This is a genomic window from Pseudonocardia endophytica, assembly GCF_004339565.1.
GTDB classification, from domain to species: domain Bacteria; phylum Actinomycetota; class Actinomycetes; order Mycobacteriales; family Pseudonocardiaceae; genus Pseudonocardia; species Pseudonocardia endophytica.
This window is the reverse complement of record NZ_SMFZ01000001.1, coordinates 3,713,460-3,732,329: the sequence shown is the minus strand read 5'-3', so window position 1 is coordinate 3,732,329 and position 18,870 is coordinate 3,713,460. Positions and strand designations below refer to the sequence as shown.

The window sequence follows — 18,870 nt, the reverse complement described above, 5'->3', positions numbered from 1 at the left end:
TCGCCGTGTCAGACGTTCGTGCACTTCAGAGGACCAGTAGCCAGGGGTTACCCAGTCTGATCGTCGGCGGAGTGGGCCGTGTGTCCAGGTTGGACAGGGCCGCACTTCGCTGGGAGATAGAACCCTTTCTACCGGAGGAACGGGTGTACCGCGTCCCCGGAGGTGAGGACGCGGGTCGGGCTGGGGGTCAGGTTCGGGCGCGCGCCAGGTCGAGCTCGGCCGCTGTCGGCATCCCCGCACGCGCCCCGAGCCGGGCCACCGACAGGGCGGCGGCCGTGTTCGCGTCGGTCACGGCCTCGCGCAGCGAGGTGCCGCTGGCGAGCGTGGCGGCGAGGACACCGTTGAAGGTGTCACCGGCGCCGGTGGTGTCGCGAACCGTGGCCGGCAGGGCGGCGACGTGCTCGGCGCCGCCGTCCGGGTCGACGAGCAGCGCCCCGTCCCCGCCGAGGGTCACGACGACCGGCGCCCGGGAGCGGGCATTGAGCGCCCGTGCGTGCTCGATGGCCTGGTCCGTGGTCGGGGCGCCGGTGGCGGCGGAGGGGTCGACGAGCGCGGCGAGTTCGCCCCGGTTCGGGGTCAGGATCGCGCCGCGATCGATGAGGCGGTGAACGGCCGGGATGACGGGCGCGGGGTTGAGCAGGCAGCGCACCCCGGCCGCGGTGGCGAGCTCCACCGCCGTCACCACGGCGTCGTCGGGGATCTCGGTCGAGACCAGCACACAGTCGGTTTCGGGCAGGCTCGCGACGAGCCCGGCGCGCAGGCGGTCGACCGAGAGTCGGATGTTCGCGCCGCCGCCGACGGCGATCTGGTTCTCACCGGCGTCGTCCACGACGATCAGAGCGACGCCGGTCGAGCACCGGCCGATGACCTCGACGTCGTCGACGATCACGTTCTCGGTGGACAGTTCCGCGAGCGCGGTGCGACCGAGGTCGTCGTCTCCGACGGCACCGAGATAGTGGACGGTGGCGCCGGCGCGGGACGCGGCGACGGCCGCGTTGGCGCCCTTGCCGCCGCCATGGCGTTCGACGCCCGGGCCGACCACGGTCTCACCGGCACGAGGAAGCGTGGGGGCGGTGACGACCATGTCGACGTTCACCGCTCCCACGACGATGACCTTGGGCGTCACGTCTCCTCCTGTGGGGGGCAGACCGAGTCGCGGAGCTCGACCGACACCGGCAGCGGCGGGATCGGCTCGACGGTGGTGCCCTCGAGCTGGTCGAGCAGGGCGGACCCGGCCTGGAAACCCATGTCGTGGGCCGGTTGACGCACGCTGGTCAGGCGCGGGGTGAGCAGGGAGGACAGCGGAAGGTCGTCGAAGCCGACGATGCTGACGTCCTGCGGCACGCGAAGGCCGAGCTCACGGCACGCCTCGATCGCCCCGATCGCCATCAGGTCGTTGGCGCACAGCAGCGCGGTCGGTCGCGGCCCGCTGGTCTCGCAGAGTGCCTGGCGGGCCAGCTTGGACCCGGAGGCCTGGCGGTAGTCGCCGTTGTGGACCGGCACCTGGTCCGGGTCGATCCCGGCGCCCGCGAGCGCCTCCCGGTATCCGGCGAGCCGCTGCTGCGAGGTCCACAGTGCAGCCGGCCCGCCGATGACGGCGAGCCGGCGGTGCCCCATCTCGAGGACGTGCGCGGCGACCTCGCGGGCTCCGCGACGCGAGTCGCACACGATGGCCGGCAGCTCGAGGCCCGGGATCTGCTCGTCGACCAGCAGCACCGGTCCGGAGCGGGCCAGGTCGTAGAGCGATGCCGGTGCGGTTCCGGTGCCCGACAGGTAGATCACGCCATCGACCCGCTGGCTGCGCAGCAGCCGGGTCTGGCTCTCCTCGGGCTGCTGGCTGGCGTCGGGCACGACCAACACGACGAGGACGTCGCGCGCGGATGCGGCGCGCTGCACACCCTCGGTCACCATGGCGAAGAACTGGTTGGCCAGTTCCGGAACGACCATGCCGATCGTCGATGCCGAGCGCCGCTTGAGGTTGCGGGCGGACTCGTTGGGCGAGTACTCCAGCACGCGGATCGCGTCCAGGACGCGGTTGCGTCGATCCGTCGCCACCGGGCCGCTGTCGTTGAGGACGTAGCTCACGGTGCTGACCGAGACGCCGGCGTGTCGAGCGACATCCTTCATCGTGGGCCGACGGCGCGCTGTCATGCCGCTCAAACTCCTCTGGCCTGCGGCGCCCGAACGGTCGGCCGGACGCGTTGATGGGGTGAGCCCCGAGCACCTGACGTTCCAGTGTGGTGCGGTGTGCGGTGTGCGGTGTGCGGTTGTGGCGGGGCGGCCGTTGGACTCTAGAGGATGCCCAGCTCGAAGCGTTTATTGCGCCACGCCGACGGGCTGCCGGCGCCGGGTCGCGTGGCGTCGCGGTGGCGACGTCGAGGAGCGCGACCCGGCGGCGGATGCGGCCCGACCCGGTCAGCCGGCCCGCCGGTCAGCTCGTCCGGCCGGCTGCCCAGTTCAGGATCGACTCCCAGAGCTTCTGGTAGTGCGCCCATCCCACGAACTCGGGCGGGGCCCAGTGCGGAGCCAGGTCCGAGGCGAACGCGACCGTGCGGCCGTCACCGGCCTGACCGGCGACGAGCAACGGGTCCCCGGCGGCCGACCGTGCGACCGTGGTCGCCTCCGGCCGGGAGGTGATCTTGTTGTAGCCGAGCAGCATCGGCCAGTCGGCCGGGGTGCCGCCGAGCACCGGGTGGTCCGGGTGGTCGAACTCGGCCTTGATGCCCTCGGGGGCCTCGATCCGATCGTCGTGGTCGAGCAACGTGACCGGCAGAACCGGCGCGAGCGGGCTCATCCCGTAGCGGGCTCGCCCGTCGATCCCGGTGAAGGACATGTAGCCGCCGATCATCACCATCCCGCCGCCGCCGCGGATCCAGTCGGCGAGCACCGCGAGCTTGTTCGCGCTGCGCTCGGACCGCAGGAAGGTCTCGTCCGGGAGCAGGAACGAGTTGGACCCGATGTCGGAGAGCACGACCACGTCGAACTGGTCGAGCTCCTCGGCCGACTTGGGGAAGCGTGCCGAGATCTCGTGCGCGCGAACGTAGGTGACCGCGAAACCGCAGCGATCCAGCGCGGCCAGGAACTCCCCGGCGCCTTCCTCGTACTCGGTGGTGTGGAACTGGTCGAAGCCTTTGAGGTGGGTCGTGTGTTTGATCCAGGACTCGCCCGCGACCAACACACGCAGAGCGTGGTTCTGCGTCGCCGTCGTCACAGCAGTCGGTCCCCCACGTGTGCCGGGAGGGTCCGGATCTCCGGGACCGCCAGCGTGGTGATCTCCCGCATGTCCCAGCCGATCATCTTGTCCGGCACCAGCTCGAAGTAGGTGCGACCGGCCACCTCACCGAACTCGAGGTAGTTGTCCGCGTAGGGATGACCGACGTGGAAGTACTTGTCGAACACCACCTGCGCCAGCGTGTCGGCCAGTGCGGTGTCGGTGACCTCCGACATCGTCCCGCTGATCCGCACGCCGCTGACCGTCGCGTACTCGTCGCCGCCGTCGACCAGCGCGGAAAGGGCGCGCCCGGCGCGGAAGTTCGCGCCGTGCTTGCTGGCCGCGTCGATCGGGATGTAGATCTTCTTGTCGTGCACCACCAGCCACAACGGGGACAGGTAGATCGTCCCGTCCTCGTTGAGGGTGGCGATCCGGATCGTGCGCGCCCGGCTGAGGTAGGCCCAGCGCTTGTCGCCACGCAGCGGCTGCAGGGTGCTCGCGGTCACGGCCATGTCAGCTCCTCATCGCCTTGAGCTCGCGGCTGTACTCGGCCGCCTCGACCACTCCGACCTTCGGGGACGGTCCCGAGGTCCAGAAGAAGGTGAAGGCGACGCCCGTGGCCTCGAGCGTGTACTTGTAGCCCGCGGGCAGGTAGATGTGCTCGCCCTCGCCGGCCTCGAGCACGATGGTCCGGCCCGCAGCGTCCTCGACCACCAGGTGGATCCGTCCCTTGAGGACGTAGTGGGACTCGTCGAAGTCCTTCTGATCCCAGTGGTACGGCAGGTGGTCGGGCTCGCCGTAGCAGTAGCCGTGGCGGAAGTAGCGGGCGTCGTCGCGCTCACGGGAGACGAAGATGTTCGTCGTGATGCCGGTGTTGAAGGTCAGCCGCGGCATCTTGTCGATCTCGTCGGGCACGATCACCCGTGGGTAGCGCCGTGCGTTCGGCGCGTGTGGGTCGTAGTCCGGCACAGGTCTTGGTCCTTCCCGGTCGCGGTGGACGATGACGAGCGGCCCGCGACCGGGCAGCCGTCACGCGTGGGATCTCAGCTCGCCGAGCCCTGCTGGGAGGACGTTCTCAGCGACTTGATTCGTTTCTATGATAGCGTCCGACTGGCGGGTACAGTCAAGAGTGAACGGCTCGATCGACGCCCCTTCATCTCCGGCCTGTGCCGCCATGCATCATACGTGGACCCGGCTGACCTGGCCCGACCGAGAACGCTGTCGTGGCCGGTGAGAGGCCATGACGCGCGACTCCCAGTACGGCGCGACGGCTGCCCGCGGGAGCTTGCCGGCCAGCACGGCCGGGCTGTTGGCGTGACGAACGAACTGGTTTCGAAACGTTTCTGAGGTGATGAGTTGCAGACGGGTTCATCGGCTCTCGAGCACCTGCGGGTGCTCGACTTCTCCCGGGTTCTCGCGGGGCCGTTCGCCACCATGATGCTCGCCGATCTGGGCGCCGAGGTGATCAAAGTCGAGCGCCCCGGCATCGGCGACGAGACCCGATCCTGGGGTCCTCCCTACGACGCGACGGGCGAGTCCACCTACTTCCAGTCGGTCAACCGCAACAAGACCAGCGTGGCCATCGACCTGGCCAGCCCCCGCGGCCTCGCTCGCGCGCGCAGCATCGCGCAGGACTGCGACGTGGTCGTGGAGAACTTCCGCGCCGGCGTGATGGACCGTCTCGGCCTCGGCGCGGACGAGCTCTGCGCCGCCAACCCCCGGCTCGTCTACTGCTCGGTGACCGGGTTCGGCCGCCACGGCGGCGCGGACCTGCCGGGCTACGACCTGCTCGTGCAGGCGCTCGGCGGACTGATGAGCATCACCGGCGAACCCGACGGTGCCCCGCAGAAGGTCGGCGTGGCGCTCGTCGACGTCCTGGCCGGCCTGTTCGCCGGCGTCGGCATCCTCTCCGCGCTGCAGTACCGCGAGCGGACCGGACACGGCCAGCGGGTCGAGGTGGACCTGCTGTCCTCGCTGCTGGCCGCACTGACCAACCAGGGCACCGCCTACACCTCCGGCAAGATCGTCCCGGGGCGGCTCGGGAACAACCACCCCAGCATCGCCCCGTACGAGCTGCTCGAGTGCGCGGATCGCGAGCTCGCCGTCGCGGTGGGCAACGACCGACAGTTCCGGCTGCTGTGCCACACCGTCGGCGCGCCACACCTGGCCGAGGACACGAGGTTCGCCACGAACCCGGTCCGGGTGGCCCACCGCGAGGCGCTGCGCAAGGAGCTCTGTTCGCTGCTGCGTCGGCGACCGGCTGCCGAATGGGCGCGGGACCTGACCTCGGCCGGCGTGCCCGCCGGGGTGGTCAACGACATCGCCGGTGCGTTCGAGCTCGCCACCCGGCTCGGTCTGTCCCCCACCGTCGACCTGCCACGTGGCCCGCACTCGTCGGTGACCGTCACCCGCAACCCGATCGGTCTGTCGCTGACTCCGCCGACCTACCGCACCGCGCCGCCACCGCTGGCGCCGCCGATCGACCGGCTCGACCCCGCACCGGGCTGACACGCTCGCCGCCGAGGGGACGAGCCGGCCGGACACGGCCGCCGCGCGTGCAGGCGCCCGTGTCCGGCAAGGGCTTACGTCTGGTACCCGAAGATCGACTTCACCTCAAGGAACTCCCGGAGCCCGAAGTCGGAGTACTCCCGGCCGTTGCCGGACTGCTTGTACCCGCCGAACGATCCGGCGAAGTCCAGCCCGTTCCCGTTGAGGTGCACCATGCCGGTGCGCATCCGACGTGCCACCGCGCGCGCGTGGTCGATGTCGGCCGACGACACGAACCCGGACAGGCCGTAGATCGTGTCGTTCGCGATCTGCACCGCGTGGTCCTCGTCGGTGTAGGAGATCAGCGTGATCACCGGGCCGAAGATCTCCTCCTGGGCGATCTCCATGTCGTTGGTGACGTCGGTGAGCACCGTGGGCCGGACGTAGTACCCGCTCTCGAGCCCCTCGGGACGCCCGAGCCCGCCGGTCACCAGCGTCGCGCCCTGGTCGAGGGCCCGCTCGATCAGACGCTGCACCTTGTCGTAGGCGGCCTGCGAGATCAGCGGACCGATCTGGGTTCCCTCCTCCGTCGGCGGACCGACCACGATCGCCTCGGCTGCGCCCTTCGCGATCTTCTCGGCCTCGCTGCGCTTGGTCTCCGGGACCAGGAAGCGGGTACCGGCGTTGCAGGACTGGCCCGAGTTCGCGCAGGCGTCGTTCATGTCCCGAGGAATCGCCGTCGTGAGGTCGGCGTCGTCGAGCAGGATGTTGGCCGACTTGCCGCCGAGCTCCTGGGCCACCCGCTTGACGGTGGGTGCCGCGTTCTCGGCGACCTGCACCCCCGCGCGGGTCGAGCCCGTGAACGACACCATGTCCACGTCCGGGTGGGCGGTGATCGCGGAGCCGACCGTCGGTCCGTCACCGTGCACCAGGTTGAACACGCCGGCGGGCACGCCGGCATCGTGCAGGATCTCGGTGATGATCACGGCGCTGACCGGCGCGAGTTCCGACGGCTTCAGCACCACCGTGCACCCGGCGGCCAGAGCGGGCGCGACCTTGGCGCCGATCAGCAGCGCGGGCCAGTTCCAGGGCGTGATCAGCCCGCACACCCCGATCGGCTCGTGCCGGACCATCGTGGAACCACGCTGCTCCTCGAACTCGAAGTTCTTCAGCGCGTCCAACGCCGACGCGAACTGGCCGAGCCCCGCGCCGACCTGAGCGGTGTGCGCCAGTGTGGTCGGAGCGCCCATCTCGGTCATCAGGACCTGGGCCAGGTCGTCGCTCCGCGACTGGTAGACCTCGATGATCCGCTCCAGCAGCGCGATCCGGTCCTCGACCGACGTCGTCGAGAAGGACGGGAACGCACGCCGCGCCGCGGCGACCGCCCGGTCGACGTCCTGCTTGTCTCCCAGCGCGACCGTTGCCACGGCCTGCTCGGTCGACGGATCGATCACCGCCGTGCTGTCCGACGAGTGCGGGCTGATCCACTCACCGTCGATGTAGAAACGATCCGCGTTCTGCATCAGGCTCCCTGCCTCTGTAGCCGTTGACCATGTGATCGCAGTGAAGCTCCAGGTAGTGATGGGTTCACCGTGAACTGGAGCGAGTTGTTGCGAGTCGACCGGGCGATCGCCATCGGCTCGACCTCGCCGTCGGACTATAAACGTTTGTAGCGGGCTGCGGTCCGAGGGTCAAGTGGGCGGGCAGGCGGCACGGGGCGGCGCGGTCGGCTCTGTGCAGGGCGCTGCCGCGCTCGACGCCGGCCGGCGGACCCGCCGAGCCGCCCGGGTCTGCGGCTGGTGGCGCCGGCACGGGAACGGGCCGCGACGGCGATCTGCCGTTCGGCCCTGATACTTGCGGGTTCTCGGGCCCTCGGTGGCAACCCGAGCGGCCAGAAATCGCGCTGCTCAGGCGCTTGCGAGGTCATCGCCGAGACGGCTCAGATCCCACGCCTCCTCGGGCGAGAAGCGAGGCGACGGCGTCCTCGGCATCATCGAGCGTGCACGGTTTCCGGAGAAGACGTCGTGCCCGGACGAAGGCTCGGTCGGCGCCGACAGCGATCACTCCCGTTAGCAGATCGGCGTCCCCCGACAGGACGACGACCGTGTCGGGGTCTCCTCGCACGACCCGTGTGGTGGCACCGGTGATGCCCGCCTGCTGGATTCGCACACCGTATTGGTCGGACCAGAAGTACGGCACCAGGTCGGCGTCACGGTGCTCGTCGGCGTCACCGAGAAGGTTCCCCGCGGCCACGGCGCCATGTTCCATGGCCGTGGTCCAGTGCTCGATCCGCATTCGCCGGTCGTAACGTGGGTTGTGCCAGTTCACGACGTCACCGGCGCCGACGATCTGCGGAGCCGCGAACAGGCGGCGATCACAGATCAGGCCATCGGAGGTGTCGAGGCCACTACGGCTGAGCCAGTCGGTCACGGGTCGCGCGCCGATGCCGACGAGCACCACGTCGGCCCGCAGCACCGTTCCGTCGTCGAGTTCGACGGACTCGACGCGATCGACACCACGAACGGACGTGACGCCCCGGCCGAGCAGGAAGCGCACGCCGTGTCCCTCGTGGAGCCGCTGCAGCTGTTGTCCGAGCTCGCGCCCGAGCTGGCCGGCCATCGGCGCGTCGAGGGTGTCCACGACTGTGACCGAAACGCCCATGGCGCGCGCCGCGGCGGCGACCTCCATCCCGATGAAGCCGGCCCCCACAATCACGAGTTCCGCTCCGCGCTCGAAGTCGGCGCGCAGTGCGAGACACTCGCTCGCCGTTCGCAGCCCATGAAGACCGGCCATCGGGGCCACGCCGGGCAGACGCCGCGGGGTGGCACCTGTGGCGATGATGAGGCCGTCGAACGGTTGCGGCCCGTGTGAGGTGTGAACAGTCGCCGCATCGACGTCGAGGCCGACGGCGTGTACTCCGTAGCGGGTGTCGATGTGCCGGTCGGCAAGCGCCGCGGGTGCTCGGAGAGCTGCCCGCGGGAGGTCCCACTCGCCGAGCAGTAGCTGTTTGGACAGCGGCGGGCGGTCGTAGGACGCGGGGCCGGGTTCCGCGTCAAGGACGGTGATCGGGCCGCTGTAGGCGTTGTCGCGCAGAGCTTCGGCCGCGTGAACGCCGGCGACTGAGGCGCCGACGACCACTACGCCGTGCCCGTTGTCGTGCAGCATGTCGACCTTTCCTCGTCCCTCGGGAACGGGGCCCGGCGATCGCCGGGCCCCGTTCGGTTCGGGTCGATCGGACGATGATCAGGCTTCGGTGTCGTCGAGCCCGTTGTCGACGCCGATGAGGCCGGCGTCGATCGCCTCGTCCACTGCAGTGCGGGTCTCGTCCGGACCGAGGTCGTAGGCCGGGGTGGAGAGCAACGCAGAGGCGTCCACGACCGCCGAGCTGATGTCCTCCCGGGTCTGGTCGACCCAGCTCTGGATGAGGTCACGGTTCGGTGGGTGATCGGCGATGGCAGTGCGCGCCAGCGCGACCGACCACCGGCGGCTACGGATCGTGTCGAGCTGCAGATTGCGGTGCAGCATCGAGGTGAGTTCGTCACCGTTCGCTGCGGCCGCCTCGGCCACCCTGAGGTTGAACACGGCGTCGATCGCCGGCTTGAGCACGAAGCAGAGGTTCACGCACGACTGGCCCCAGTCACGGATGCCGAGATGGGTCTCGATCGCCTTGCGCAGCGGCTGCAGGGCCGGTGCGGTCTCCCAGGCGGCGCGGTCCTCACCGAATCCGCGCTCCGGATAGTGGATTTGAAGCTGGCGGGTCTGGTAGGCGATCCGCTGGATGCGGCGGAGCTCGTCGGCGCCCTGGAAGGCCACCGCGTTGCTGATGTAGCTCGACGGCGCCATGGACATGACGTAGGTCGAGGCCATGAGCAGGCCGTGCCCGGCGTAGCGGAACGGGGTGTAGGCCCGGCCGAGCGCATCGAGCCAGTGTGAGCTCAGTTCGGCGTAGGAGTTGCGGTCCTCGTGGTCGTCGATCAGCCCGTCCACGTAGGTCTCTGCTTCGTCCTGCATGCGCACGTAGGTGCGGTAGACGAGCATGTCCGGGTCGCGGAAGGCGTTCCAGTCCGAGCACCGGAACGGTGAGTCGTTGCGGTGCTCGGTGTACCAGCGGTTCCAGACGTGGTCCGGGGACATCTCCCAAGGGGTCTGCCCTGGCTTGTAGTGCCAGTGCAGGTCGTGGGAGACGAACTCGTACTCGGTGGGCACGCGGCGTTCGGTGTAGCGGCTCCAGCTGCGCCGCTTTCTGGTGGGTGAGCTCACGGCGATCAGCCCTCCTTCCTGGTTGGCCTGGCCGCTGCCTGCTTCGTGTGCCAGATGATCTCGTCGGACGTGGTGATGATGTGGCCGGCGAAGAACGCCATGTACGGCTCGACGTCCCCGATCCGGATCGGACGACCGGCCAACGCGGTCAGGGTCGTGCGGGTGAGACGGCACCGGCCTGGTGTGTGGATGTGGATGTAGGAGCCCTCGTCGCGGAGGTGCACCTCGACGCCGGGGTTGTCCTCGGCGATCGCGTCGGCCACCAGTTCGGCCATCTCGCCGACCTGCATGATCGGTCCGACCAGTGCGGCCGCCGGGCCGGACGTGGTGGGGTCGGTTGCTTCTGCGGTCATTCGGGACCCGCCTCCTTCTCAGGGGGTGCGGAGGACGTGTGGACGTAGAGCTCGCCGTCTCGGATCTCGACGGGGTACTCCGGTAGGCAGGTGGTCGTCGGGTTGACGCCGGCGCCCGAGCGGGCGTCGAACTCCCACATGTGCGCGAGGCAGGTGATGATCTCGCCGTCGAAGTCCGCGTCCTCGAGAGAGTTCTCCTGGTGGGGACACAGACCGTGGAAGGCCCGCACGGCGCCGTCGGTGTTGACCAGCAGTACCGAGGTTCCGTCGCCGAGTTGCTGGAAGGTCATCTCGCCCTCCCAGACGTCGTCGGCCGCGCCGGCGGGTTGCCACGATCCTTGAGACACCGCGGTCATCGGGCGGCGTAGGAGACGATCACTTCCTCCATCGGCTCGATTCCAGCCTCGGAGGCGGTCAGCGAGTCGGCCAGCAGCGAGCCGGCGTACTCGACCTGGTATGGCGCATCCTGCTCGGGAACGCGACGGCCGACCGAGTGCTCCGCGCACTTGCGCCCGACGTCGGCGACGGAGTCGGTGTCCTCGATCAGGACCAGGTTGTAGAGGAAGTCGCCTCGGAAGTGGGCGACGACCGGCATCGGGTTACCCATGATCGTTGTCCTCTCAGGCCGGGTTGGCCCACGCGTAGTCGAGCGCGTCCTTGCCGGCGACCTCCGGGGTGATGCCCATGTAGCCGAGGGCGCCGTTGAGGTCGGGCGGCTGGATCTGGCCCGCGACGAACCGGTCGATCAGCGAATCGTGGCCGACGTACTTCTCCGGCTCCTGCTCGAAGATCCACTGGCAGGGGTCGGAGCAGAACCGGTAGCTGCGCCCGCCCTTGCGGACGATGCGCAGCGGCGCCGCCTCGTCGGTCCACACGGTCATCGGCAGATGACACATGTTGCAGGTCACCGGCAGTGTCGAGGGCAGGGTGAGGTCCTCACGGCCGGCTTTGGCGTTGGCCGTGATGACGTCCCACTTGCGGCCCCAGTTGCGCTCCCAGTCCGGGTACTTCGACACGAGCCACCCCCGCTCCTCGGGCGACACGCCGGCCGCGGGGTCCCACCAGAGCGTGGGCCGGTAGGTCCAGGAGCCGAGGTGCATCGAGTGGTGGAAGTTGTCGACCTCGTCGAGGAGCTGGTTCCAGTACCACGGCAGCGCCAGCCCGGTGTCGAGCATGTACTTGCTGAACTGGTCGAGGACCATGTCCTCCATGAACTCCTTGAAGGAGTGGCGGCGGTGCTCGAGCGGCATGTAGTAGTCCATGCCCATCCCTGTGAGAAGCGCGAACACCTTCCAGGTTCGCCACACGGACTTGTCCACCACGTACTGGGCGTGATCGGGGTCGTGCCTGCGCAGTACCTCGATCACCGCCGCGCCCTGCTGGGAGTGGCGCGCCTCGTCGGTCTGGATCGACTGCAGCAGGGAGGAGAACTCGACGTCACCGGCCTTGAGCGCGTCCGAGGCCATCCCGAGGAACTGCAGGTTGGTAAAGGCGGTCTCGAACACGAACGTCTCGGCGATCGCGGCGTCGACGGCCGTACCGGCCAGGAAGAGGTCACTGAAGATCGATCGCGCGGCGATCGCTCCCCACTCGTTGGTGTGGTACATCTTGTGCGCCCAGTCGAACTGGTCGTCAAGCTTGACGTAGGAGTGCGGGAAGAACAGCTGCAGCTGCCCGTGGCGGATCTCGTCGAGCATTCCCAGGGTCGCCACCGTGCGCCACGCCGCGGACGGCGCGAACCGGGCCAGCTTTGCTTCGGACAGGCCGGCGAAGTACTCGGCCACCGAGGCGATGCCGTAGTGCTCCTTGATGATCGCCCGCCACCGGGGGTCCGCGCCCTCGATGTAGCGGGTGCGCCCCACCGCGGTCTTGACTCCGTATAGTCCCTCGTCCTTCTGGCGCTGGATGTCGACGTACTCGCGGAAGGACACCTTGTAGGGCTCGTCCCACTGTTCCCATGCGTCGGCGGGGAGGGCGGAGCCGTCGGTGGCGAACTCCGGAAAGAGTTCGTCGCGGCTCACGTATTCCGGTGTCCAGTCGAGCTTCCGACCGAGATCGAACCATTCCTCGCGCTTCAGCTGAGGCATCGCCGCCCCTTTCTCAAGTCATCGTTCGGGTGCTTGTGTCAGCATCGCAGTAGGGATCGTTCAGGGGGAAAGACCGAACCGGCCACACTGAGACCGAACTGGTCGGAATTGTCGTGACCTGCCCCGATGTGGACGACCGGGTGCGGCTTCTAGGTAATGCTCCTTGCCCGACCCGCAAATCCGACAGCAAGATGACGGCCATGACCGACGATTCCTCGCGTTCCGCAGACTCCGTCGTGCTGCGCGACGCCTTGTCTGATCCGCTCTCCCTCTCGGATGAGGCCGTGGCCGCCGCGACACGGCTCCCTCCGCTCGCGGCGGTGCACCAGCTGCCGGCAGCCGAGGTCGACGCCTTGGCCGAGCTGTGGACCAGCACCCGTGCGGACTCCGCAGCGACCCATCCCGTCCTGGCGCGGTTGGGGCCGGCCGCGCACCGACTGCGCGAGCTGCGCCGCGCGGAGCGAACCACGACGACCTGTCCCGTGTGCTGCTTCGACCGGCTCGACGAGCCCCCCTATCTGGCGTTCGAGGGCGTACCCGAAGCCGAGGGCGACCGCGAATCGCTCGCCCCGCCCTATGCGATCCATTTCGGTGATCCGTCCCGGCGCCGGTGCCCGTGCTGCGGCTTCGGCTTCGGGATCGACGACGACCCTGTCCACGGGGACGAGACGTGGACCTTCCAGGCGTGGTTGCGGTTCTGGATCGAGCGGGGCGCCTCATGGCACGACTCCTCGCGCAAGCCCACGCAGTGGACGCTGGCCGCGCAGTTCGCCGCGGCCGGACGAGCCGAGCCCGCGGTCACTCCGACCGGCTGAGCGCCGACGCCGCCCTCCGCGGTGTCCCACCCGCCGCGGGGGGCGACTGACCATCCCCGGCCGACGCGACGTCGCGGCGCAGGGCCGCGACAACCCTCGCGACGTCGCGGCGGGTCTCCTCTCGGCGCCACACCATCCCGATCTCGATCTCGATCGGGTCGGCCAGCGGCCGCACCAGCACCCCCGACGCAGCGCCCTCCCGAACCGACAGAGGCAGCACCGTGCAGCCCAGCCCTGCAGCAACCAACCCCAGCACCGTGCCCGTGTCACGTGCCTGGTGGACGACCTGTGGGGTGAACCCAGCCCGAGCGCAGGCCTGGTCCAGGACCGCCCGCACGACCGACCCGGTGGAGCGGGCGAACATCACGAGCTCCTCGTCGGCCAGGTCGATCAGGTTGACCTGCTTCACGTCGGCGAGTCGATGCCCGTCGGGCAGGACCACGGCCAGCCGTTCGATCCGCACACTCGCAATGCCGAGCTCTTCCGGGACCGGCGTCGACGGCATCACCACGAACCCGATGTCGATGCTGCCGCCGCTGACGGCGTGCAGCTGCGTCGGCGTGAGCAGATCCGTTCGTACGTCGGCCGAGAGATCTCCCATCGCATCACGGGCGATCTGCACGACCTGCCCGAGCACCGCGTTCGCGGCGCAGGCGGTGAAGCCGATACGGACCGGCGACGCGTCGCGGCCGACATCGCGCACGACCTCGACGACCTCGTCGGCGTGCGCGAGGAGCTTGCGGCCGCGTTCGAGCAGCTCGGCGCCGGCCGCGGTCAGGCTGACCTGGCGGGTGGTCCGCCGCAACAGCGGCGTACGCAACTCTCGCTCGAGGCCCTGGATCTGCCTGCTCAACGGTGACTGGGCCATGTGGAGCTTCTCGGCAGCGCGCCCGAAGTGCAGTTCTTCCGCCACAGCGACGAAGTACCTCAGATGGCGTAATTCCATGATCGGACTCCTTTCCCCTGGAGGGCCCCCTCCTGTTCGCTCCGGTCAGAACGTTGCCGACACGCGTCGAGCCGCGGGAACATGAGCGACGTGCCTGCCGACGATGCGGGCTTGCGAGCAACCGTGTCGCCCGACGAGTTCGCGACGTCGGACGTCGATCACGCGCGGGCGAAGCTCAGCGCGACGTACTACCCCCTGGATCTGCGTCCGATCGGTAAGAACCCGACGTTCGGCCTGCAGATGAGCACCGTCCGACTCGGCCCGCTGATGCTCGGCCGGTTGACCTATGACGCCGACATCACCAAAGACTGCGGCGAGCTCGCCACCGCCTACCACGTGAACATCCCGTTGTGTGGTGACGTCCGTTCGACCTGCGGGGACGAACAGATCGTGAGCGACACCCGCACCGCCGCGGTCTTCAACCCGACCGGGCGGACGGTCCTCGACCGCTGGAGCGCCGGGACCACCCAGCTGTGCCTGAAGGTCGACAGCGACACCGTGCAGCAAGAGCTGGCCCGCCGTCTCGAACGGCCCCTGGCGACGCAGGCCAGGTTCCGTCTGGCGATGGATCTGACCTCGCCGGTCGGCCGGACATGGCTGCACGCCGTGCAGCTGCTGGCCGACGAACTCGACGTCCCCGGCGGGCTGGCGGCCCAGCCCCTGCTCGCGCAAGAGGTGCGACGACTGATCGTCGGCGGGCTGCTCTGGGGCCAGGCCCACTCGTACTCCGAGGAACTGCGCATTCAGGCGCCGCCCCCGCGACCGCGCACCGTCAAACTTGCGGTCGAGGCGATCGACGCGTCGCCGGAGTACCCGTGGACCGTGGGTGAACTTGCCGCCGCGGCAGGCGTCGGGATCCGCGCGCTGGAGGACGGCTTCCGCCGCTACCTGGGCGAGACGCCCCTCGCGTATCTGCGGGGGGTTCGGCTCGACCTGGTCCGGGTGGAACTCGCGGCTGCCGGTCCTCGCGAGGTCGCCGTCGGCGACGTCGCCTACCGCTGGGGCTTCAGCCACCTCGGCCGATTCGCCCAGGCCTACTCCCGGCGCTTCGGCGAGACGCCCTCGACCACGTTGCGCTTCGGACGCTCCTGACCGCGAGACTGCTCTGGCTGTCACACCCACGGTGCACCCCTGTGTGCTCTGGACCTGTCAGGTCTTGCTGGGTCGCAGAAGCCTAGGTACTCCCCATCACCTTCCCGATCCGGAAATCGCGGTGGCTATCCGATAGCCGCACGAGGATCGGGCACCTGCGGCGGCAGTCACGACGGACGATCGACTCGACCGTCGTTCACGGTGTCCACCCGCTTGGAGGGGACTGACCCGTTGCGCTGCGCGACCCCCGAACCCCGCGGGGCGTCGAATGCAAGAACGGAGGGCGAGCCTGGCGTGCCAGCCGAGTGTTCCGACTACAGGAACGCGAGTCTGGGTGACCACGAGGCCCGGTTCGCTATCAGGTCCGAAAAGGTATCAATCCCATCATTGCTCGCGACTAGTTTCTTGACCGGCGGTCGGTATCGAACGAGAGTCGGTAGTGGAACAGCAACGATCGTGCGAGCGCGGAGCGTGAGCGTCGAAAGGAGTGAATCGGTGTGGCCATCGATCCGCGGGAACTGCGCCGCTGTTTAGGTCATTTCGCGACCGGTGTCACTGTTGTCACCTGCGAAGGGAATGAAGTGGAACCGCACGGCGCCACGGTCAACGCATTCACTGCGGTGTCCCTTGATCCGCCGCTCGTGTTGGTGTCGCTCGACCGCCGCTCCCGAGTGTGTGGGCTCGTCGAGCAGCGACCGTTCACCGTCAACGTCCTCGAAGCCGGCCAGCGTGACCTCGCTCTGCACTTCGCAGGCTCGCCCAACCAGGACGTGGACTGGATAGCCGACGGTGGCAGCGGCGCACCGGCGCTCGACGGCGCCCTGGCCCACATCGCGTGTATCCCGTGGCGCCACCACGACGGCGGCGACCACGTGCTCTACCTCGGCCAGATCGAGGCCTTTCGGATCCACGAGGGCCGGCCGCTGCTCTTCCATGCCGGAAAGTTCCACCACCTCGGCGACGGCCACGATCCGCTGCCGTGGGACGACTCCGCCGACAGCCCGCAAGGGCAGACGTGGATTCCGCAGGGACTCCTGCGCTGATCGCCCCCCGCCGCTGCGGCGGCCGGCCACTCGCACTTGCGAGAGCCATCACCCGAAGGAGAACGCGTGACCCTGCAACAGGACTCGGTACCCACCCCCACCAACCAGGACGGCCGGACGACCCGGCCCATGACCGGCGACGAGTACGTCGAGAGCCTCCGCGACGACCGGGAGGTCTTCCTCTACGGGGAGAAGGTCGATGACGTCACGACCCACCCGGCGTTCCGCAACGCCGTGCGGATGACCGCGCGCCTCTACGACGCGCTGCACGACCCGACCCGCCGCGACAAGCTCGTCGTACCCACCGACACCGGCAGCTCTGGTGTCACCCACTCCTTCTTCCGCACCCCGCACTCGGTCGAGGACATGAAGAAGGACCGCGAGGCGATCGCCGAGTGGGCGCGGATGACCTATGGGTTCATGGGCCGCAGCCCCGACTACAAGGCCGCGTTCCTCGGCACCCTGGGCGCGAACTCCGGGTTCTACGACCCGTACGCGGCGAACGCGCGGCGCTGGTACGAGGAGTCCCAGGAGAAGGTCCTCTACTGGAACCACGCGATCATCAACCCGCCGGTCGACCGCCACCGCCCACCGGACGAGGTCTCCGACGTGTTCATGCACGTGGAGGAGGAGAACGAGAACGGCGTCGTCGTGTCCGGCGCGAAGGTCGTCGCCACCGGCTCGGCGATCACCCACTTCAACTTCCTCGCCCACTACGGCCTGCCGATCAAGAAGCGTGAGTACTCGCTGGTCTGCACCGTGCCGATGGGCGCACCGGGCATGAAGCTGATCTGCCGCCCGTCCTACGCCCAGCAGGCCACCGCGATGGGCTCGCCGTTCGACTACCCGCTCTCGTCCCGGATGGACGAGAACGACACGATCTTCGTCCTGGACAAGGTGCTGATCCCCTGGGAGAACGTGTTCATCTACGGGGACCCGGAGAAGGCCTCCACGTTCTTCCCCGGCTCGGGGTTCCTGCACCGCTTCACGTTCCACGGCGTCACCCGGCTGGCGGTCAAGCTCGACTTCATCGCCGGCCTCCTGATGAAGGGCCTTGAGGTCACCGGCACGAAGGACTTCCGCGGCGTGCAGACACGCGCCGGCGAGGTGATCGGCTGGCGGAACCTGTTCTGGGCGCTGTCCGACGCGATGTGCGCGAGCCCCGCCGACTGGGTCGACGGCGCCAAGCTGCCCAACCTGGAGTACGGACTGGCCTACCGCTGGTTCATGACGATCGGTTACCCGCGGGTGCGGGAGATCATCATGCAGGACCTCGGCGCGTCGCTGATCTACCTCCCCAGCCACTCGGCGGACTTCCTGTCCCCGGAGGTGCGGCCGTATCTGGACAGGTACGTGCGCGGGTCGAACGGGTACGAGGCCGTGGATCGGGTGAAGCTGATGAAGCTGATCTGGGACTCGATCGGCTCCGAGTTCGGAGGCCGGCACGAGCTCTACGAGCGCAACTACTCCGGCAACCACGAGGGCGTGCGCGCCGAGCTCCTGCTCGTGGCCGAGCAGTCCGGCACCGCCGCGGCGATGAAGGGGTTCGCCGAACAGTGTCTCGACGAGTACGACCTGAACGGCTGGACCGTGCCGGACCTGATCAATCCCGGTGCCGACGCGATCATCGGCCGCAGTTGACGAGGAGCCCCCTCCATGACCACCACAGAAGAAAGCCCGACCGCTTCCGGGTCGGGCAGCAACGCCACCGCCAACTTTCAAGCGACACGCACCTATCGGGCCGGGCAGCGGACCGCGGACCCCGAGCGGGTCAGTGCTGTCGTCTCGGCGGTCCTCGACGGCATCAACCGCGCAGTCCTTGACCACGAGGTCACCTACGACGAGTTTCAAGCCGTCAAACAGTGGCTGATCGAGGTCGGTGAGGGCGGTGAGTGGCCGCTGTTCCTGGATGTGTTCGTCGAACACAGCGTCGAGGAGGTCGCCGCACGGTCTCAGGACGGTACGAAGGGATCGATCCTCGGCCCCTACTACCTGCCCGGCCAGGCACGGCTGGACACGCCGGCGAGCCTGCCCCAGCGGCCCGACGAGAGGGGCACGCCGCTCGTGTTCTCCGGCCGGGTCGAGGGCACCGACGGCGCGCCTCTGCCCGGCGCTGAGCTCGACATCTGGCAGGCCGACGAACAGGGCTACTACTCCGGGTTCGCCCCGCACCTGCCGGACGGCAACCTGCGCGGCGTGGTCGTCACCGACGACCACGGATGCTTCGAGATCCACACCATCGAGCCGGCGCCCTACCAGATCCCTACCGATGGCCCCACAGGCAAGATGATCGAGGCTGCGGGCTGGCACCCGTGGCGTCCGGCGCACCTGCACCTGCTGGTCAGCGCTCCGGGCCACCGCACCATCACGACTCAGCTGTACTTCCGTGGTGGCCAGTGGATCGACAGCGACGTCGCCAGGGCGACCAAGCCCGAGCTGATCCTCGATCCGTCCGACACCGGCGACGGGACACGCTCGGTCGAGTACCACTTCGTCCTCGAACAGGGCTGACCTCCCTCGGGGGCGCCGGCTCCGACCCCGGCCCGACGCCCCCGAGGCTCCCCCACGCAGCGGTG

19 protein-coding genes are annotated in these 18,870 nt (G+C 69.0%); 6 read left to right on the top strand and 13 right to left on the bottom strand.

All coding sequences use genetic code 11. The features are described 5' to 3' along the window. Window positions 1–187 precede the first annotated feature (187 nt). The 5 genes from EV378_RS17305 to EV378_RS17285 form a co-directional block, all read right to left on the bottom strand. Window positions 188–1,126, bottom strand: a complete 939-nt coding sequence (locus EV378_RS17305; RefSeq protein WP_132426627.1) for a ribokinase — start codon at window positions 1,124–1,126, stop codon at window positions 188–190. Next, the gene (locus EV378_RS17300) at window positions 1,123–2,127 is read right to left on the bottom strand and encodes a LacI family DNA-binding transcriptional regulator (protein ID WP_132428048.1); all 1,005 of its coding nucleotides are present in this window, start codon (window positions 2,125–2,127) and stop codon (window positions 1,123–1,125) included. The genes EV378_RS17305 and EV378_RS17300 overlap by 4 nt, the downstream gene beginning before the upstream one ends. 304 nt (window positions 2,128–2,431) lie before the next feature. After that, on the bottom strand, window positions 2,432–3,211 hold the full coding sequence (locus tag EV378_RS17295; protein WP_207908695.1) for a glutamine amidotransferase: 780 nt from the start codon (window positions 3,209–3,211) through the stop codon (window positions 2,432–2,434). Then, entirely contained in the window at window positions 3,208–3,723 is a 516-nt protein-coding gene (locus EV378_RS17290; protein WP_132426624.1) for a pyridoxamine 5'-phosphate oxidase family protein, read from the bottom strand. Before EV378_RS17290 ends, EV378_RS17295 begins: the two co-directional genes overlap by 4 nt. 1 nt (window position 3,724) lies before the next feature. Further along, complete coding sequence (locus tag EV378_RS17285) at window positions 3,725–4,180, bottom strand: cupin domain-containing protein (protein WP_132426621.1); 456 nt, start codon at window positions 4,178–4,180, stop codon at window positions 3,725–3,727. Between the two features lie 387 nt (window positions 4,181–4,567). On the opposite strand from EV378_RS17285, the gene EV378_RS17280 reads away from it, so the two are divergent. Further along, the gene (locus tag EV378_RS17280) at window positions 4,568–5,719 is read left to right on the top strand and encodes a CaiB/BaiF CoA transferase family protein (RefSeq protein ID WP_132426618.1); all 1,152 of its coding nucleotides are present in this window, start codon (window positions 4,568–4,570) and stop codon (window positions 5,717–5,719) included. Window positions 5,720–5,793: 74 nt separating this feature from the next. Here the strand turns inward: EV378_RS17280 and EV378_RS17275 are convergent, their stop codons facing one another. The 7 genes from EV378_RS17275 to EV378_RS17245 all read right to left on the bottom strand — a co-directional run bounded on the left by EV378_RS17275 (window position 5,794) and on the right by EV378_RS17245 (window position 12,398). Then, on the bottom strand, window positions 5,794–7,221 hold the full coding sequence (locus EV378_RS17275; protein ID WP_132426615.1) for an aldehyde dehydrogenase family protein: 1,428 nt from the start codon (window positions 7,219–7,221) through the stop codon (window positions 5,794–5,796). 400 nt (window positions 7,222–7,621) lie between these two features. Beyond that, on the bottom strand, window positions 7,622–8,863 hold the full coding sequence (locus tag EV378_RS17270; protein WP_132426612.1) for an NAD(P)/FAD-dependent oxidoreductase: 1,242 nt from the start codon (window positions 8,861–8,863) through the stop codon (window positions 7,622–7,624). Between the two features lie 78 nt (window positions 8,864–8,941). After that, on the bottom strand, window positions 8,942–9,958 hold the full coding sequence (locus EV378_RS17265) for a ferritin family protein (RefSeq protein ID WP_132426609.1): 1,017 nt from the start codon (window positions 9,956–9,958) through the stop codon (window positions 8,942–8,944). Between the two features lie 5 nt (window positions 9,959–9,963). After that, complete coding sequence (locus EV378_RS17260) at window positions 9,964–10,311, bottom strand: MmoB/DmpM family protein (protein ID WP_132426606.1); 348 nt, start codon at window positions 10,309–10,311, stop codon at window positions 9,964–9,966. After that, on the bottom strand, window positions 10,308–10,667 hold the full coding sequence (locus EV378_RS17255) for a Rieske 2Fe-2S domain-containing protein (protein WP_132426603.1): 360 nt from the start codon (window positions 10,665–10,667) through the stop codon (window positions 10,308–10,310). Before EV378_RS17255 ends, EV378_RS17260 begins: the two co-directional genes overlap by 4 nt. Beyond that, entirely contained in the window at window positions 10,664–10,918 is a 255-nt protein-coding gene (locus EV378_RS17250) for a toluene-4-monooxygenase system B family protein (RefSeq protein ID WP_132426600.1), read from the bottom strand. Before EV378_RS17250 ends, EV378_RS17255 begins: the two co-directional genes overlap by 4 nt. Before the next feature lie 13 nt (window positions 10,919–10,931). Continuing rightward, window positions 10,932–12,398 carry a YHS domain-containing protein gene (locus tag EV378_RS17245; RefSeq protein WP_132426597.1) on the bottom strand — a complete coding sequence of 489 codons (1,467 nt, stop codon included), beginning with the start codon at window positions 12,396–12,398 and terminating at the stop codon, window positions 10,932–10,934. 200 nt (window positions 12,399–12,598) lie between these two features. Here EV378_RS17245 and EV378_RS17240 point away from each other — a divergent pair, with 200 nt between their 5' ends. Continuing rightward, complete coding sequence (locus EV378_RS17240) at window positions 12,599–13,213, top strand: hypothetical protein (RefSeq protein ID WP_132426594.1); 615 nt, start codon at window positions 12,599–12,601, stop codon at window positions 13,211–13,213. On the opposite strand, the gene EV378_RS17235 is transcribed toward EV378_RS17240, so the two are convergent. Then, entirely contained in the window at window positions 13,197–14,159 is a 963-nt protein-coding gene (locus tag EV378_RS17235; protein WP_132426591.1) for a LysR substrate-binding domain-containing protein, read from the bottom strand. The two genes, EV378_RS17240 and EV378_RS17235, sit on opposite strands and share 17 nt — an antisense overlap. An 81-nt stretch (window positions 14,160–14,240) precedes the next feature. On the opposite strand from EV378_RS17235, the gene EV378_RS17230 reads away from it, so the two are divergent. The 4 genes from EV378_RS17230 (at window position 14,241) to catA (ending at window position 18,805) form a co-directional block, all read left to right on the top strand. Then, a complete protein-coding gene (locus EV378_RS17230) occupies window positions 14,241–15,251 on the top strand; it encodes an AraC family transcriptional regulator (RefSeq protein ID WP_132426588.1) in 1,011 nt (336 codons plus the stop codon). A gap of 497 nt (window positions 15,252–15,748) precedes the next feature. After that, a complete protein-coding gene (locus EV378_RS17225) occupies window positions 15,749–16,294 on the top strand; it encodes a flavin reductase family protein (protein WP_132426585.1) in 546 nt (181 codons plus the stop codon). A gap of 129 nt (window positions 16,295–16,423) precedes the next feature. Further along, on the top strand, window positions 16,424–17,935 hold the full coding sequence (locus tag EV378_RS17220; RefSeq protein ID WP_132428044.1) for a 4-hydroxyphenylacetate 3-hydroxylase family protein: 1,512 nt from the start codon (window positions 16,424–16,426) through the stop codon (window positions 17,933–17,935). A 15-nt stretch (window positions 17,936–17,950) separates the two neighbouring features. Then, window positions 17,951–18,805: a catechol 1,2-dioxygenase gene (catA, locus tag EV378_RS17215; RefSeq protein ID WP_132426582.1), complete on the top strand. Its 855-nt coding sequence runs from the start codon at window positions 17,951–17,953 to the stop codon at window positions 18,803–18,805. Window positions 18,806–18,870 lie beyond the last annotated feature (65 nt).

What these genes read in the sequence shown, in the direction of transcription:
- EV378_RS17270 (WP_132426612.1), bottom strand. Translation starts at nt 8,863, where the DNA reads ATGCTGCACGACAACGGGCACGGCGTAGTGGTCGTCGGCGCCTCAGTC.
- EV378_RS17300 (WP_132428048.1), bottom strand. Translation starts at nt 2,127, where the DNA reads ATGAAGGATGTCGCTCGACACGCCGGCGTCTCGGTCAGCACCGTGAGC.
- EV378_RS17255 (WP_132426603.1), bottom strand. Translation starts at nt 10,667, where the DNA reads ATGACCGCGGTGTCTCAAGGATCGTGGCAACCCGCCGGCGCGGCCGAC.
- EV378_RS17240 (WP_132426594.1), top strand. Translation starts at nt 12,599, where the DNA reads ATGACCGACGATTCCTCGCGTTCCGCAGACTCCGTCGTGCTGCGCGAC.
- EV378_RS17290 (WP_132426624.1), bottom strand. Translation starts at nt 3,723, where the DNA reads ATGGCCGTGACCGCGAGCACCCTGCAGCCGCTGCGTGGCGACAAGCGC.
- catA (WP_132426582.1), top strand. Translation starts at nt 17,951, where the DNA reads ATGACCACCACAGAAGAAAGCCCGACCGCTTCCGGGTCGGGCAGCAAC.
- EV378_RS17250 (WP_132426600.1), bottom strand. Translation starts at nt 10,918, where the DNA reads ATGGGTAACCCGATGCCGGTCGTCGCCCACTTCCGAGGCGACTTCCTC.
- EV378_RS17260 (WP_132426606.1), bottom strand. Translation starts at nt 10,311, where the DNA reads ATGACCGCAGAAGCAACCGACCCCACCACGTCCGGCCCGGCGGCCGCA.
- EV378_RS17220 (WP_132428044.1), top strand. Translation starts at nt 16,424, where the DNA reads ATGACCGGCGACGAGTACGTCGAGAGCCTCCGCGACGACCGGGAGGTC.
- EV378_RS17275 (WP_132426615.1), bottom strand. Translation starts at nt 7,221, where the DNA reads ATGCAGAACGCGGATCGTTTCTACATCGACGGTGAGTGGATCAGCCCG.
- EV378_RS17230 (WP_132426588.1), top strand. Translation starts at nt 14,241, where the DNA reads ATGAGCGACGTGCCTGCCGACGATGCGGGCTTGCGAGCAACCGTGTCG.
- EV378_RS17235 (WP_132426591.1), bottom strand. Translation starts at nt 14,159, where the DNA reads ATGGAATTACGCCATCTGAGGTACTTCGTCGCTGTGGCGGAAGAACTG.
- EV378_RS17245 (WP_132426597.1), bottom strand. Translation starts at nt 12,398, where the DNA reads ATGCCTCAGCTGAAGCGCGAGGAATGGTTCGATCTCGGTCGGAAGCTC.